This is a genomic window from Pirellulales bacterium, from assembly GCA_035499655.1.
Classification (GTDB): domain Bacteria; phylum Planctomycetota; class Planctomycetia; order Pirellulales; family JADZDJ01; genus DATJYL01.
This window is the reverse complement of record DATJYL010000027.1, coordinates 1-14,587: the sequence shown is the minus strand read 5'-3', so window position 1 is coordinate 14,587 and position 14,587 is coordinate 1. Positions and strand designations below refer to the sequence as shown.

13 protein-coding genes are annotated in these 14,587 nt (G+C 56.9%); 4 read left to right on the top strand and 9 right to left on the bottom strand.

The window, feature by feature from the left end:
* From VMJ32_01805 to VMJ32_01765, 9 genes are all read right to left on the bottom strand, one after another.
* Positions 1-549, bottom strand: a 549-nt coding sequence (locus VMJ32_01805) for a hypothetical protein (protein ID HTQ37729.1), incomplete at its 3' end; no start/stop codon positions are given.
* Positions 546-1,052 (bottom strand): rRNA maturation RNase YbeY, encoded by a 507-nt coding sequence (ybeY, locus tag VMJ32_01800; protein HTQ37728.1) that lies wholly within the window; start codon positions 1,050-1,052, stop codon positions 546-548. The genes VMJ32_01805 and ybeY, both read right to left, overlap by 4 nt.
* Positions 1,053-1,075: 23 nt before the next feature.
* Positions 1,076-3,349 (bottom strand): HDIG domain-containing protein, encoded by a 2,274-nt coding sequence (locus VMJ32_01795; GenBank protein HTQ37727.1) that lies wholly within the window; start codon positions 3,347-3,349, stop codon positions 1,076-1,078.
* Positions 3,350-3,482: 133 nt separating this feature from the next.
* Positions 3,483-4,430, bottom strand: coding sequence for a PhoH family protein (locus tag VMJ32_01790; protein HTQ37726.1), 948 nt, complete (start codon positions 4,428-4,430; stop codon positions 3,483-3,485).
* Between the two features lie 285 nt (positions 4,431-4,715).
* Positions 4,716-5,495, bottom strand: a complete 780-nt coding sequence (locus VMJ32_01785; GenBank protein HTQ37725.1) for a PAS domain S-box protein — start codon at positions 5,493-5,495, stop codon at positions 4,716-4,718.
* Positions 5,496-5,886: 391 nt separating this feature from the next.
* The gene (locus tag VMJ32_01780) at positions 5,887-6,783 is read right to left on the bottom strand and encodes a phosphatidate cytidylyltransferase (protein ID HTQ37724.1); all 897 of its coding nucleotides are present in this window, start codon (positions 6,781-6,783) and stop codon (positions 5,887-5,889) included.
* 65 nt (positions 6,784-6,848) lie between these two features.
* Positions 6,849-7,553, bottom strand: coding sequence for an isoprenyl transferase (locus VMJ32_01775; GenBank protein HTQ37723.1), 705 nt, complete (start codon positions 7,551-7,553; stop codon positions 6,849-6,851).
* A gap of 198 nt (positions 7,554-7,751) precedes the next feature.
* On the bottom strand, positions 7,752-9,068 hold the full coding sequence (locus tag VMJ32_01770; protein HTQ37722.1) for an adenylosuccinate synthase: 1,317 nt from the start codon (positions 9,066-9,068) through the stop codon (positions 7,752-7,754).
* 124 nt (positions 9,069-9,192) lie between these two features.
* Positions 9,193-9,690: a TrmH family RNA methyltransferase gene (locus VMJ32_01765; GenBank protein HTQ37721.1), complete on the bottom strand. Its 498-nt coding sequence runs from the start codon at positions 9,688-9,690 to the stop codon at positions 9,193-9,195.
* 65 nt (positions 9,691-9,755) lie between these two features.
* Here VMJ32_01765 and VMJ32_01760 point away from each other — a divergent pair, with 65 nt between their 5' ends.
* The 4 genes from VMJ32_01760 to VMJ32_01745 all read left to right on the top strand — a co-directional run.
* The gene (locus VMJ32_01760) at positions 9,756-10,301 is read left to right on the top strand and encodes a TlpA disulfide reductase family protein (GenBank protein HTQ37720.1); all 546 of its coding nucleotides are present in this window, start codon (positions 9,756-9,758) and stop codon (positions 10,299-10,301) included.
* Between the two features lie 98 nt (positions 10,302-10,399).
* Positions 10,400-12,382 carry a peptide ABC transporter substrate-binding protein gene (locus VMJ32_01755; protein HTQ37719.1) on the top strand — a complete coding sequence of 661 codons (1,983 nt, stop codon included), beginning with the start codon at positions 10,400-10,402 and terminating at the stop codon, positions 12,380-12,382.
* Positions 12,379-13,296 carry an ABC transporter permease gene (locus VMJ32_01750; GenBank protein HTQ37718.1) on the top strand — a complete coding sequence of 306 codons (918 nt, stop codon included), beginning with the start codon at positions 12,379-12,381 and terminating at the stop codon, positions 13,294-13,296. The genes VMJ32_01755 and VMJ32_01750 overlap by 4 nt, the downstream gene beginning before the upstream one ends.
* 196 nt (positions 13,297-13,492) lie before the next feature.
* A partial coding sequence (locus VMJ32_01745) for an ABC transporter permease (GenBank protein HTQ37717.1) occupies positions 13,493-14,587 on the top strand: 1,095 nt, incomplete at its 3' end.

Sequence of the window (14,587 nt, the reverse complement as noted above, 5' to 3'; positions counted from 1 at the left end):
TTCGGTGACGACCTCGCGGATTTCTTCCTCTAATTCGTGTTCAGCAAGTTCGGTGGCCTCTTTGCCGGAAATGCGGTGTACGGCCCGTTCCACAAAATCGGTGCCCGAGGCCGAAGGCGCCAGCAGCTTTCCGGCCGATCGCCAAATGGGCCAGGTGCGGGCGATCAGCGGTTCCGCCCAAATGCGGGTTAACACGGCGGGAACCCAAACAATGGCCAGCCACAGAATTGCCGCCCCGCCGATGATTTCCGCCAGCGTCACGAGCAAAGATATCGACCAACTGAGTTCGTCGGGATGGGCGTTCCACAAAAATGCCGCCGCCGCTACCACGGCCCCCGCGGTGGCAAATACACGCAGGCTTTCGGCCCCCAATGCGGCCTGCCGATGGTGTTCGATCATCTCGTCATATCGCGGCAACAAATTGCCAGCGCGCAGCAGTTCCCGGAGCTGTGCCCGCGAAAAATCGCGAAAAGCCTGCGCCGCACACGCGGCAAAACTAGCCAGCCCCAACGCCGCAAAGCCCAGCCAAATTAACGTCGCATTGCTCACGGTCTGCGTTCCTCATACCGTGGCCTGAGCCCAAACTTGTTCAAATAGAACTGTTCCCGCTGGCGCATGGTTTTTGCAGCCACCTCTGACTGATCGTCATAACCGGCCAAATGCAGGGCCCCGTGAATGACGCACAACAACAGTTCTTCGGCAGGACTCCAACCGAATTGCTGGGCCGATTGTGCCGCGGTTTCCATACTGACGATAATTTCCCCTTCCACGAAACCAGGTCCCTGTTCCAGCACAAAGCTGAGTACGTCGGTGGGCTGATCGTGTTTTAGAAAGCGCTGGTTAAGTTCCTGAATGGTCGTGTCATCGACCACGGCCAGCGAAATGTTGGCCCGCTTCATCCCCTCACCGGTCATCACGGCGAAAATGCCTTCCCGTAGCCGAGCTTCATCCACCGGCAAGGTCGTTTGCCGATTAGCGATTTCAATTACGATGGAATCGGCAATGGCAGAATTTAGACGGTCTGCGGCGGACTTCGAAGAAAGAGGATTCATACCGGCATTCACGAGGGGATTGCTCACGCGGTTCGCTGCTCCGGATAGCGCACACGGCCATGGTAGACCGCCGTGAGCGATTTCACCAGGCTTTCTTCCACGTCGTGAAGTTCTTGCAGCGTTAGACCGCAATCGTCAAACTGGCCGTCCAGCAGGCGAGACATGGCCAAATCGTGCACCAGGCTTTCCAGCCGGGCCGGAGCCGGATCGACCAGCGTGCGGCTGGCGCTTTCCGCTGCGTCGGCCAGCATCAGCACGCCGGCTTCTCGGGTTTGCGGCTTGGGACCGGGATAGCGATACGAATGCTCCTCCACTTCTCCGCGGCTGGGGTCGCTTTCGCTTTGCTGGGCCGCGCGGCGGAAAAAATACTCCACCAGCGTCGTTCCGTGATGCTGTTCGATAAAGTCGATCACGCGCTGCGGCAAATGGTGTTGCCGGGCTAAGTCGGCGCCGTCTTTCACGTGGGCCACGATAATCAGACGGCTCATCGCCGGCAGCAGCGTTTCGTGCAAGCTGGGCGAACCCTGCACCTGATTTTCCGCAAAGTACTGCGGCTTGAGCATCTTGCCAATGTCGTGAAAGTATGCGCCCACGCGCACCAACAACCCGCGGGCCCCGATAGCATCGGCGGCAGCCTCGCCGATGGCCGCCACGTTAATCGAGTGGTTATACGTGCCCGGCGCTCGACGGACCAATTCCTGCAGCAGCGGATGCGAAACATCGCCAATTTCCAACAAGCTAATGTCCGTCAGCACGCCGAACGATTTTTCGATGAACGGCAACAACCCCGTCATTAAAAAGCCGGCCGCCACGGCGCCCCACCCGGCCGGCGGCACATCGAAAACCAGAGTTTGCTTCAGCGGTTGACCGGCGAGAATGCTGTCGCCAATTTCGGTCAACATGGCGATCACGGCCGCGGCTAGCCCCACGTAAATCAGCTTGCTGCGGCTGCGAATTTTGCCCAACAGTAAAATCGACGCAACCGCCGCGCTCATCAGCGTGATGTACGACGATAAATCTTCGTTCAGCACCACCACCGAAACCACCAGCACCAGCGCCGCCGTCAGTAATAATGCCAGCTCCTGGTTATACACCAGCGCCACGGTCATGCCGAACAACATGACGGGAATCGAATCGACCCGCCAGGCGTCTTTGGCCATGGCTACCAACGTGACCGCGACCACAAACATCCCCAGCATCGCGCTAAATCGACCCAGGTTGCGAAAAATCGACGGTTCGCGGAACAAAATATAAAAACCGCTCAGCGTGAACATGGCCAGCATCATGCCGAAGAACGCCAACGAGCGGGCAATTTCGTCCGTCGTGGTCAGCGTGTTGACGTACGCATCGTGTTCCAATCGCAACAGCGCAATTTTATCTTCGGTGACTGTATCGTCCGCCTTCACCAGAACATCTTTGCCTTTGAGATACTCTTTGTATTGATCCTGCACCTTTTTTGCGGCGTCTTCCTGCGCGGCTTTGGTCGCATCGACGTCCAGCTTAAGCGTCGGCGTGACCTTCGGCTTGATCCAATAAAACAACCGCTGAGCAATGTCCGGCGAATTTAATTGCTCCCGGAGCCGATCGTGCAGTTTCGATGCCGCCTCCCCCATCAGCACATCCGGCACTTGCACTACCTGGGGGAATAATGTCGTGCCGGCGGGATGAACGTATATTTCCGTCTGATTCCCCTCGTCGTGTCCCTGGGTCAATTTGTCGATCACCCCGTTTTGTTCCAGCGGTGCAAATGCGCTGTCGATGGCCTTGGCGATTTTTTCCTGCTTGTCCTTGTCGGCAATCCAGTCGTGAAATTGTCGATAGTCTTCGGCTTCTTCCTCTTTCGTCGGCGGATCCACATTCGGCGTCGGGGGCGGAGTAAATTCCTTCCACACGTCCGATTTCAGCGCATCAAGCGTCGCTGCGTTGCTGATCTCCAGTAATTTATTTTTTAATGCCGCACGCAATTGAACCAACGAGGATGGATCCTGCGTGTATACAAACCGCACTTGGTTCTCAGCCTGCTTCCGGGCATCGTGCGTGGCGTCCGGATCGTACTTTTTGAACGATACCTGGGCCAATATGTCGCGGTCTGGCACATAACCCGTGCGATACGAAAATGGCGGCGCCCATGCCCCGGTCACTATCCACAAAAACAACGTCGCCAGCACGCACAACCCAATCCGTAGCCAAACATCGCCCCGTTGCAAACTGCCCAGGAACCGCTCCGCAAAGTTCGGAGGCAACTCCAGCGCAGCCACACGTTCCAACCGAGTTTTTCTTTGGCCGCCGAGTGACATGAGGAAGCAGGTTAGGGTTCAAAGTTTAATGTGACGGTTACGACGCAGTTCGCAGGATACCAGGCTTAGGAGTCAGTCGGATCAAGGCGCCATAATCGGATTTGCCGAAGATGGCGGTTGCCTGCTGAACGGCCTATCGTTTTCGTTTGGGTTCCTCTTCGTAGGCCCGCACTATTTCCTGCACCAGCCGGTGCCGGACAATATCACGGCCTGTTAGCCGAACCTGGCACGCGCCAGCCAACCCTTCCAGCCGGACCATGGCATCCACCAGCCCGCTGCGCACGTGCGAGGGTAAATCGACCTGGGTCGTATCTCCTGACACCACGATCTTGGAATTCATACCCATCCGCGTCAAAAACATTTTCATCTGGGCAACGGTGGTGTTTTGCGCCTCGTCCAGAATGATGAAGGCATCGTTGAGCGTCCTGCCGCGCATATAAGCCAAGGGAATCATCTCGATCACGTCCAGTTCGGTATAACGACGAATTTGGTCGTAATCCATCATTTCGCGCAAGGCGTCCAGCAACGGCCGGAGATAAGGATTTATTTTAGCCTGCAAATCGCCCGGCAGATAGCCAAGGCTTTCCCCTGCCTCGACGGCCGGACGGACCAATACAATTTTGCGAATCTGCTCTTGCTTCAGCGCCGCCGCTGCCATGGCTACCGCCAAGTAGGTCTTGCCTGTACCCGCTGGGCCCGTGCACAAAATCAAATCGTGTTGCGCTATGGCGTTAATGTATTCGGCCTGTCCCGGCGTGCGGGGACGAACATTCCGGCCGGCCTTGTGGACCGCTATCGGCGCGTGATTGGCGATGCTTTCTTCCCCGGTGACGCTGGACAGCGCGAGATCAACATCTTGCTCCGCCACCGCCCCTTGTTGGTCCGCCACGGCTCGAAGTTGTTCAAAGACGTCGGTCGCGCGCGACACGGCGGTTTCGTCCCCTTCGATGCGAATGCGGCCGTCTCGCGCGGAAATTTCCACGCCCAGGGCGGAACGGATCTTCCGCAGATGCTGGTCGCGGGGTCCAAACAGCGAGAGCAGTGTCCGAGAGTCGAGAACCGAAATGGTGTTTTGTGTCATCAGCCTGCCGAAGCCGGCTCAATTAAATTTGCACAAGACAAAAATCAGACCCAGCCAGGGGATGTCGGCTAGGCGCGCAGCCCATCAATAATCACTGGCTCGTTCGCTGTGCAGGTGTCCTTGAAACTTACGGCGATTACCAAATCGCCCGACACAAAACTATACCCGCACCTGGCAGAAGTGGCCATCAAAACGCGGCCTGAATCGTGTAACTCATTGCAGCACAGACACTTGTGGATTCAGAGATTTGCTGGCTCTCAGCAAATTTGAAGCGTTTCCCCAAGTTCACGCTGCGGCCCACGGCAATCGGTCTTCAACGGCCGCACCGGAAACCATTTGCTGTAATTCTGTCGCCGACCGATAGGCCGATTCAATCAGGAGCCCGCTTTTTTCAGGAACTGATAGGTCTCTCCGCAACGGCGCCAGCCAGCACAGCAATTGATTGATCTGACGTTCTAACAACAAGGCTTGCTCTCGATCCAGTTTCTTGGCTAGGCGACCTACCGTTTGCAATTCTTGTCCCAACGCTTCCAATTGTGCCGAGTGACGCTGCACCAAAGTTTGGTGCGATTCCACGAGCATTTGCAGTGCCTCGGTCGATTCGTGCAGTTCATTAAAATAACAAATGGCCCAGGGCGGTTGTTTCGTTCCATTCCCGCCCGGAATCGTAATTTGGTGGCACCACACGCGCGAAGCATCAGATTTTGTGAAGGCACAAATTCTTTCTTGCGCACCGCAACTAAAAGCTTCCTCACCCGCAGCAGAAGCGTTCGATTCGGACTGGCCCATGCGGCAAATCAACTCTCCCAATCGACGATGTATGACTTCCGCCGGAGCATAGCCTACGAGTGCGCAAAACTTGCGGTTCACGCGCGTCAATTTGCCCGCGCAATCCACAATCGCAATGGCACACGGAGCATGATCGAACAGCGTGGTCCACACTGCGGGATCCTCGGGATCTACGGTTTGGTCGGTCCTTCCCGACGCTGCTTCGGCTCGGTCCGACGGCGTCAGATCGATCTGCGGCCAGCCCACATGTTTCAACAGTTCCAGATTGATTTCCATCCTGCGAACCAGCAATGCAAAAAATCGCGAAGTCCTGTATCCGCCTGTTTAACCGTCTCCAGCAATTCTATACCCAGCTCCCCTCAAATCACGTAGCCCATTCTTCAACGAACCGTGACTACAGTCTGTCACGTCGAGGCGCCTCGTATTCAAGCGAAAACAAGTGCGGTTTTCCGCAGCACGCTCTCAGACTTAAGTCAGGATTGAGCTTAAAAATAGACACCCTCTTGATGGCTTTTTGCAGATCGCACACGTATCTCGCTCCGCTACGGTTTTCCGCATTTTATGGGAAAATCGAAGGCTCAATTTGCATAGTCTTTGTAGCGAATTCCACGCGAATGCCGATCGCTCGAACTTTTGCGGCAATCAGGAAGCGTCGAAAAAGGGCGCCTCAACGCACCAGCCCTGCGGCCCAGCAAAGGTAGGCCACCGGCGCGGCCAGCAAAATGGAATCGAGCACGTCCAGCACGCCGCCCAAGCCCGGCATCCACGTGCTGGAATCTTTGCGGCCTGCTTCCCGCTTCAACAGCGATTCCGCCAAATCACCCAGCATTCCGGCAATGCCCACCAGCAGGCCGTAAATAATCCATTGCCAAGCAGCCGGCGCGGCAATTTCACCGCTGACCAAGCGCGGGCGAAGCAAATCAAAAACCGCCCACGATCCAATCACGGCAAACAATATCGCCCCGGTGGCTCCCTCCCAAGTTTTGCCCGGGCTGAGCCGCGGCGTCATTTTGTGCCTGCCGATCAATCGGCCGACGGTGTAGGCGCCGGTGTCGCCCATTTTCACCACCACAATCAACGATAATAAAGCCAACAGCCCCTCCCCGCCGGGACCGAAGGCAATCTGCACCACGAAAGTCAGCAGCAGGCCGACATAGGCGAACGATAAAATCGTCGCGGCCAAATTCAAAAAAGCGCCGCTTTCCTTCTGGTATCGAACAATTTCACCGATGAAAGCCGCCAGCACGGCAACCGCCAGCGCCGCCAGTGGCCACCCGAAATTGCCCAGAGAACTTTGTGCCCAGCTAGCCGGCCCAAATGCCGGCACGCCGTTGGCTGCCACGATGAAAACATTACCGGCATAAACCAGCCAGCCAATGGGCCGCCGTTCCGCCGCGGCCAGCAAGCCCAATATTTCGCCGCTGGCAAGCACGCTCAACAATAGCGCCACCGGAAACAACCAAGCTCCCCCGGGCGCGCCCAGTGCCCGAGTTTCGTCCAACCAGCACAAGCCCGCAAATGCGGCAATCAGCAGCGTACCAACAAGAAGGCGATGTCGAAGCACACAGAACCAGTGGTCAGTGGTCAGTTTTCTAACATAAAGCCGCGACCGCTGGTCGCGCAAAGCCGTTATTCTTCCAGCGTCAATCCGCCATACCGCCGGTCGCGCTGGGCATAGTCTCCAAGGGCCGCGTGCAAGTCGCTCACTTCAAACTCAGGCCAGCATTTTTCGGTCACCCAAATTTCTGTGTAGCTGATTTGCCACAGCAGAAAATTGCTGATGCGCATTTCCCCGGCCGTGCGGATGAGCAAATCGGGATCACGCATGCCGGCCGTGTACAGATGATCGGAAATTGTTTGTTCGCTAAGCTCCTCGGCCTGTAATCGGCCCGTTTCTACTTGCGCGGCGATTTCTTTCACGGCGTCGAGCATCTCGGTCCGTCCCCCATAATTGATCGCCAGGCATAACCGCATGCCGCCGTTGGCGGCGGTCATCGCGATGGTTTTATCCATTTCGTCCTGCGTGGCAGCCGGAATGCCTTCGCGGCGGCCGATCACCCCCACACGGATGTCGTTGTCCATGATCGTGGTTCGCTCTTCGATCATGTACTGTTCCAGCAAGTGCATCAGGAAGTTCACCTCCGGCTGCGGTCGTTTCCAGTTTTCGCTCGACAGGCAATACAGCGTAAGTTGCTCGATGCCCAGCCGGGCTGCTTCTTCGGTAATCCGGCGCACGCTCGCCACGCCGCGGCGGTGCCCCTCAATCCGCGGCAAGTTTTGCCGCTGCGCCCACCGGCCGTTCCCGTCCATGATGACGGCAATGTGCCTCGGCATTTTTTGCCGTGGTGCAGGCAAGACTTCAACAGGAGCGGGGGCAACGTGAGACACGGAAAACCAATCGAGAATATAAGATGCAGAAAGGAACTAAACGCGGAACGCAATTCATTATAACTCACATTAAAAGCCCAGGAGTTGCACCCCCAGGGCTTTGTGGATCATTCGATTTCATAAACCCTTCTCGATTTTGCCAGATCATCTGACTGCAACCGCCGCCGGGGCGCCGCCGGACAAAATGGTTTGCTCCCGGTCCGGTCCCACCGAAACTACTTCCACCGGCCGGCCCACGAGCTCGCTGATCCGCTTCAAATATCGCCGGGCATTCTCCGGTAAATCGGCCATTTGCCGGGCTGCTGTAATTTCTTCCTCCCAGCCGGGCAGCGTTTCGTAAATCGGCACGGCCGTGCGCAAATCGTCCACATGGCTGGGAAATTGGATGACACGGCGGCCGGCGATTTCGTAAGCCGTGCAAATGTTCAGCTCGGGCAGTTTGCTGAGCACGTCCAATAACATCACGGCAACTGCATCGACGCCGCTGAGCCGGGCGGTGTACCGCACCGCCACGGCATCGAACCAGCCGCAACGCCGTGGCCGCCGTGTGACCGTGCCGTATTCATTGCCCCGTTCCCGCAAGTGATGGCCGATTTCGTTGTTTTGCTCTGTCGGAAAGGGTCCGCCGCCAACGCGGGTGGAATACGCCTTCACGACGCCCAGTGTTTTGTCGATCCATCGCCCCGGCACGCCCGATCCGCTGGGAACGCCCACCCCAGAGCTGTTGCTGCTGGTCACAAACGGAAACGTGCCGTGGTCGATGTCCAGCAGCGCGCCTTGAGCACCTTCGAACAAAATGCGCTTGCCCGATTCTGCCGCCGCCAGCAAATAGGCCGTGGTGTCGTCCACAAATGGCTTTAACCGTTGAGCGTAGCCTGTGTATTCCGCGAAAATCGCCGCCGCATCGAACGGCCCCATTCCAGTTTCGCTGGCGAAGCCCGCCAGTTCTTTGTTTTTGGCCTCGACAATGTGGTCGATCCGCCCGCGGAAACTATCGCGGTACAAATCGCCCAGCCGCACGGCGTAGCTGCGGCGCACTTTGTCGCTGTAGCACGGCCCGATGCCACGCATGGTCGTGCCAATGTTTTCGCCGCTAGAGCAGCTTTTATCGAGCACGCGGTCTTCGGCAATGTGCCACGGAAAAATCACGTGGGCCCGGTCGCTCAGCATTAAGTTCGAACCGACCACAATCCCACGCGAAACCAACCCGTCGATTTCTTCCAAAATGCTTTTGGGATTCAGCACGACGCCGCCGGTGACCACGCATTGCACGCCGCTGCCCAAAATGCCGCTGGGAATGAGCGACAGCTTGTACTTTTCTCCAGCGACGACCACCGTGTGCCCGGCGTTGCTGCCCCCTTGGTAACGGACGACAATTTCATGCTGCCTGGTGAGCAGATCGACGAGTTTGCCCTTGGCTTCATCGCCCCATTGCAGCCCAATCACACAAGTCGCCGGCACCGGTATTCCCTTTAAGTTCGCTGGAGATGTTGGCCCAAACCCTCGATTTTACGAGGCCGCTTCGCCCAAGCCAAGTGTGAAATGCGGATTTTGCCGCGGAGCTTTTGCACCCTGAACGGCGTTTTCATCCGCGCGGAAACTGCCTGCAATATTCATACACCGCCATCGCCACGGCGGTGTGGACGTTGTAAGCGTACGGCCTACCGTAAACGGGAATTTCCACCACGCGGTCGACCACGGCCAGTTCTTCGTCGGTCAGCCCCAGCCGTTCGTTGCCCACGACCAACGCCGTGCGGCGCTCAAACGGGAATTGCGGCAAGCTGACGGCGCCGGTCGTTTGCTCCAAGCCGACCAGTTGAAATCCATCGGCCTTCAGTTGTTTTAGAACCGGCGGCAATGTGCGGTGGATTTCCAACTGCACCGTGTCGGCCCCATCGCGCGCGATTTTGTCGATCCGCTTGGCGTGGCCGCAGCCAATCACCCGCTGCACGCCGGCACAGCCCGCCACCCGAATGATGTGCGACAAATTCACGTTGCTGCGCAGCGGCGCACAGGCAATGACCAATTCCCGCGGTCGGTCCAGCGGCAGCGGCGGTTTGTGGCGCTCTTGAATGAACGACATTTGCGAGCGTAACTCCAAGCATTACACTAGGGGGCATGCAAATCAGATGGACATTGTACCGGATCATGGGTCTCGCCGCGCTGTGTGCCGTTTTTTGGCAGGTCGGCTGCGGCAGCCATACCGGCCACGCGGATTCAACGGAAGTTCCAACTCCGGCGAATGCCGCCTCTACCACAAACGTATCGCTGCAAATTTTGGATTATAACGGCATCCAAAAACTCATCGCCGATCACCGTGGCCAGGTCGTCGTGCTGGATTGCTGGGCCACGTCATGTCCGCCATGCATCGAGGAGTTCCCCAAACTTGTGGCCCTGCATAAAAAGTACGACCCAGCCCAGTTGGCGTGCATTTCACTCAGTTTCGATTTTGAAGGCCTGGGCAAGCCCGAGGACGTGCAAGCCGACGTCCTCAAATTCCTCCAAACTCATGGGGCCGCGTTCGACAATATCCTCTGCAGCGAATCTTCCGACGCGCTGCTGAAGAAATTGAATTTGGCGTCGATTCCCGCGGTCTTCGTGTACGACCGCCAGGGAAATGTTCATCGCTTCGAGGGCAGCAAAGCCTACGAGGAGGTCCCCGCCTTGATCGAAAAACTCATCACCACCCCCTGATTCCGCGGCCCAACCGCTAGACCCCGCTCACCCGGGAAGCGTAGAACACAAGTCACAACAACCGGCGACATTCTCGAGCCATCCCTGGCCAATCTCCCATGAATTATCGCGGCCGAACCTGGTTTGCGGGCTTGTTGGTTCTGCTCCTGATCGCAGCCACGGCTTGGGCGCTCACCAGCAAACCGGAACCGCCGGCCGATTTCACGTTTGTCAACAATACGGAAATCCGTTCGATTGACCCGGCCTTGGCGTTGGGCCAGCCGGAAGGGCGCGTCATTGTCGGCTTGTTCGAGGGGCTGACAAATCTCAACGCCAAAGATTTGCACCCTATTCCCGGTGTCGCCGAAAGTTGGGATATTTCGCCCGACCTGCGGACTTACACGTTCCATTTTCGCGATAACGCCAAGTGGATCGACGGCACGCCGGTCGTGGCGGGCGACTTTGTCTGGCAGTGGCGGCACATGCTCGATTCGCTCAACGCCACCGAATACACCTATCAGCACTGGTATTTGGAAAACGGCGAGCGCTATACCAGCAAGCAGTTCGGCCCTGGCGACAAAGTGGAAGTCGAACTGCACGAGCGGCCGAAAGATGCCCTGCCATTTGCCCGCGGTATTGTTTTACACGGCAAGCTGATTCAAATCATTCAAGCGCCGACTGAAAAGAACGCGGGATCGAAAGACAGCGAAGCAACGCAGGAATCGGATAAAAAAACTGCGGACAAAAAGGAACCAGGAAAACCTTCAGAGCCAGTTTACGTCATCGAAATCGACGGCCAGCAGCGGGCGTTTCAGAATGTCACCGAGCGCGACCGCGCAAAATGGACGCCGCCGAGTTGGGCGAAATCAACTATCAAAACTGCCGTTGAAGTCGAGCCCAGTAAAAACGTGTTGCTCGATTTCAGCGAGGTGGGCGTCAAAGCCCTCGACAACCGCACATTGCAAGTTCATCTGAAAGCGCCTACGCCCTATTATCTGCAGTTGGTCGGTTTCTATCCGCTGTTCCCCACCAACCCCCGCTGCGTGGAAACGTACGGCTACCCGGAATGGACCAAGCCGGATCACGTCATCACCAATGGCCCATTCAAGTTGGAAAGCCACGTTGTCCGTTCACGCTTGCGGATGGTGAAAAACCCGCTGTATTGGAACGCGGCGAACGTGAAGTGCAAAATCATCGATTCGCTGCCCATCGAATCCTCCGCCACAGCGTTCAACATGTACCTCGACGGCCAGGTCGATTGGATTCCGCTGGTGCCCACCACCGCCGTGCCCGATATTTTGGCCCAAAAGCGTACCGATTTCCTGCACACTCCTGAATACACCTGCGATTTTTACCGTTTCAATTGCACCCGGCCGCCGCTTAATAACAAACTGGTCCGCCAAGCGCTGGCTATGGCGGTGAACAAAAAGCAAATTACCGAAGGCGTGATTCGCGGCGGCGAAGAGGTGGCCCGCTCCCTAGTTCCACCCGGGCTGCCGGGTTACGAATCGCCCCAGTGTCCCGAATACAATCCCGAGCGCGCGCGCCAACTGCTCGCCCAAGCCGGCTATCCCGGAGGCCGCGGTATTCCCAAAATCGAAATCCTGTACAACACCGACGAGCTGAATCAAAACATTGTCGAAGTCATCCAGGCCCAATGGAAAGAAAACCTGGGCATCGATGTCGGCCTGCAAAATATGGAATGGAACTCCTGGCTGTCGGCCTCCGCCAATTTGCAATATGATGTCTGCCGCGGCGGCTGGATCGGCGATTATCTCGACCCCAACACGTTTCTCGATATGTTCGTCACCGACGGGGGCAACAATCAAACCGGTTGGTCGAACAAAGAGTACGACAAGCTGATCGAGTCCGCCAAGACAGAACACGACCCCGCACAACGAATGAAATACCTGCACAACGCGGAAGTCATTCTGATGGACGAAATGCCAATCTTTCCCATCTACTACCGTGTTTCGCGAAACATGATCCGACCTTACGTGCACGGCTTTTATCCCAACCTGCTCGATTTGCACCCCCTGGATACGATTTGGATCGACCAGGATGAAAAGAAGAAATTCTTGCAGCAGGGAGGTCGCGGGTGATTTGGTTTTTACTCCGCCGCCTGCTGTGGATGATCGGCACTTTGTGGGCCGTGTTCACCGTCACGTTTTTCTTGATGCACGCCGTTCCTGGCGGCCCGTTCAGCAGCGAGCGTCAGCCCCCTATCGGAATCAAGGAAGCCATCGAAGCCCGCTACAATCTCGATTTGCCCGTGTGGCAACAATATCTCATCGAACTGAACAAATACTTGCACGCCGATTTCGGGCTGAGCTTCAAAATGGGCGATTTCTCCGTCAAGGAAGTCATCGCCGCCGGCTTTCCCGTTTCCGCCACGCTGGGCGTGTTGGCGTTGGCGTTCGCCTTGGCGCTGGGATTAACCGCCGGCATTGTTTCCGCGGTGCGCCGCGGCGGACTGCTCGATTTTTCGCTAATGTTGCTGGCCACTATCGGCATTGCCGTGCCGAATTTTGTGATCGCTGGGCTGTTGATTATTTTACTGGTTTTCATCTGGCCCGTGTTTCCAGCCGGTGGCTGGGGCTCGCCCCTGCAATTGGTGCTGCCAGCCGTGTGTTTGGGCGCGACCTTCGCCGCTGAAATTGCCCGGCTGGTGCGCACCGGCATGCTCGACGTGTTGCATCAGGATTACATCCGCACCGCGTACGCCAAGGGCTTGATGACCCGCGCCGTCGTGCTCCGCCACGCCATGAAAGGCGCCATGCTGCCGGTGGTTTCGTTCCTGGGGCCGGCCGTGGCGGGCATTCTAACCGGCTCCGTCGTCATCGAATACGTCTTCGCCATTCCCGGCCTGGGCTACCACTTTGTCCAATCGGCCACGCAGCGCGATTACACCGTGGCCATGGGTTTAGTGATGCTCTACACCGTGCTGTTGTATGTGATGAATACCGCCGTCGATGTAGCCTACACCGCCCTCGACCCGCGCGTGAAACTGAATTGAGAAGCCAATTAAACCGCAGAGGTCGCAGAGGCCCGCAGAGAAAAAATGTTTATAAAGAAGCCAGGAATCCAGGAATGAGTTGATTTGAAGGAATTTATGCAAATGGAGTCGATTTTCCTTCCTGAATTCCTGCCTTCCTGCTTCCCTCATGTATTTCTTCCTCTGCGTTCCTTTGCGTCCTCTGCGGTAATTTAGTATGCCTGATACTTCATCCGAGCTCAACCGTTACGCCACACTGCTCAAAGAAGCCGAGCAGATTCACGGCGTTTCGTTGGCGCGCGATGCGTGGCGGCGGTTGCGGCGAAATCGTGTGGCTGTGGCCTCGCTCGCTTTTTTGCTCGTGATTTCCGGGTTGGCGTTTCTAACCCCACTGTTGCCGCTGCAATCCCCCTACGCCGTCGATACCAGCATCAGCTTCGCTTCACCCACGGCCAGGCCGCTGTGGATCGAATCGATAAAAGTCGACCAACCCAGCACAGCCGACAACGCTCCCGCCGCCGATTGGGTCAACAAACAATTCGGCGACATCAACGGTTTCAATCGCTGGCTGGTCAAGCTCCGTATAAAACTGTTCGGCAAATGGTCACTTAACAGCCTCATGGGCCGTGACGAGCTGGGACGCGACCTGCTGGCCCGGCTGTTTTGGGGCGCCCGCATTTCGCTGATCGTCGGTTTAGTCGCCACGTTGGTGTCGCTGGCCATCGGCGTTTCGTACGGGGCCATCGCCGGTTATTTCGGCGGCCGCGTGGACAACATGATGATGCGGTTGGTCGACGTGTTGTATTCCATCCCGTTTATTTTCGTCGTGATTTTCTTGGTGACAATTTTGGGCGAAGATTCGATTAAATCGCAGCTCGAAAAAATCGGCATCGACCGCATCACCATTTTTTTCTTTGTCGTCGGAGCCATTTACTGGCTCACCATGGCCCGCGTAGTGCGTGGGCAAGTCATTTCGCTGAAACACGAGCAATTTGTCGAAGCGGCCCGCACGATCGGCGCCGGCAGGTGGCGGATTATTTTCCGTCATTTGGTGCCCAACGTGTTTAGCATCGTGATTGTGTATCTCACCCTCACCATTCCGCAGGTCATGCTGTTCGAAGCGTTTTTGTCTTTTTTGGGCCTGGGTGTGCAAGCCCCGGCGGTATCGTGGGGATTGTTGGCCAATCAAGGCTTCCGCGTCATTTCGCCGCTGAAAATTTATTGGTGGCTGTTTGTCTTTCCCAGCTTGGCGCTGGGGCTGACGCTGTTCTCGTTGAACTTCCTCGGCGACGGCCTGCGTGACGCACTCGAT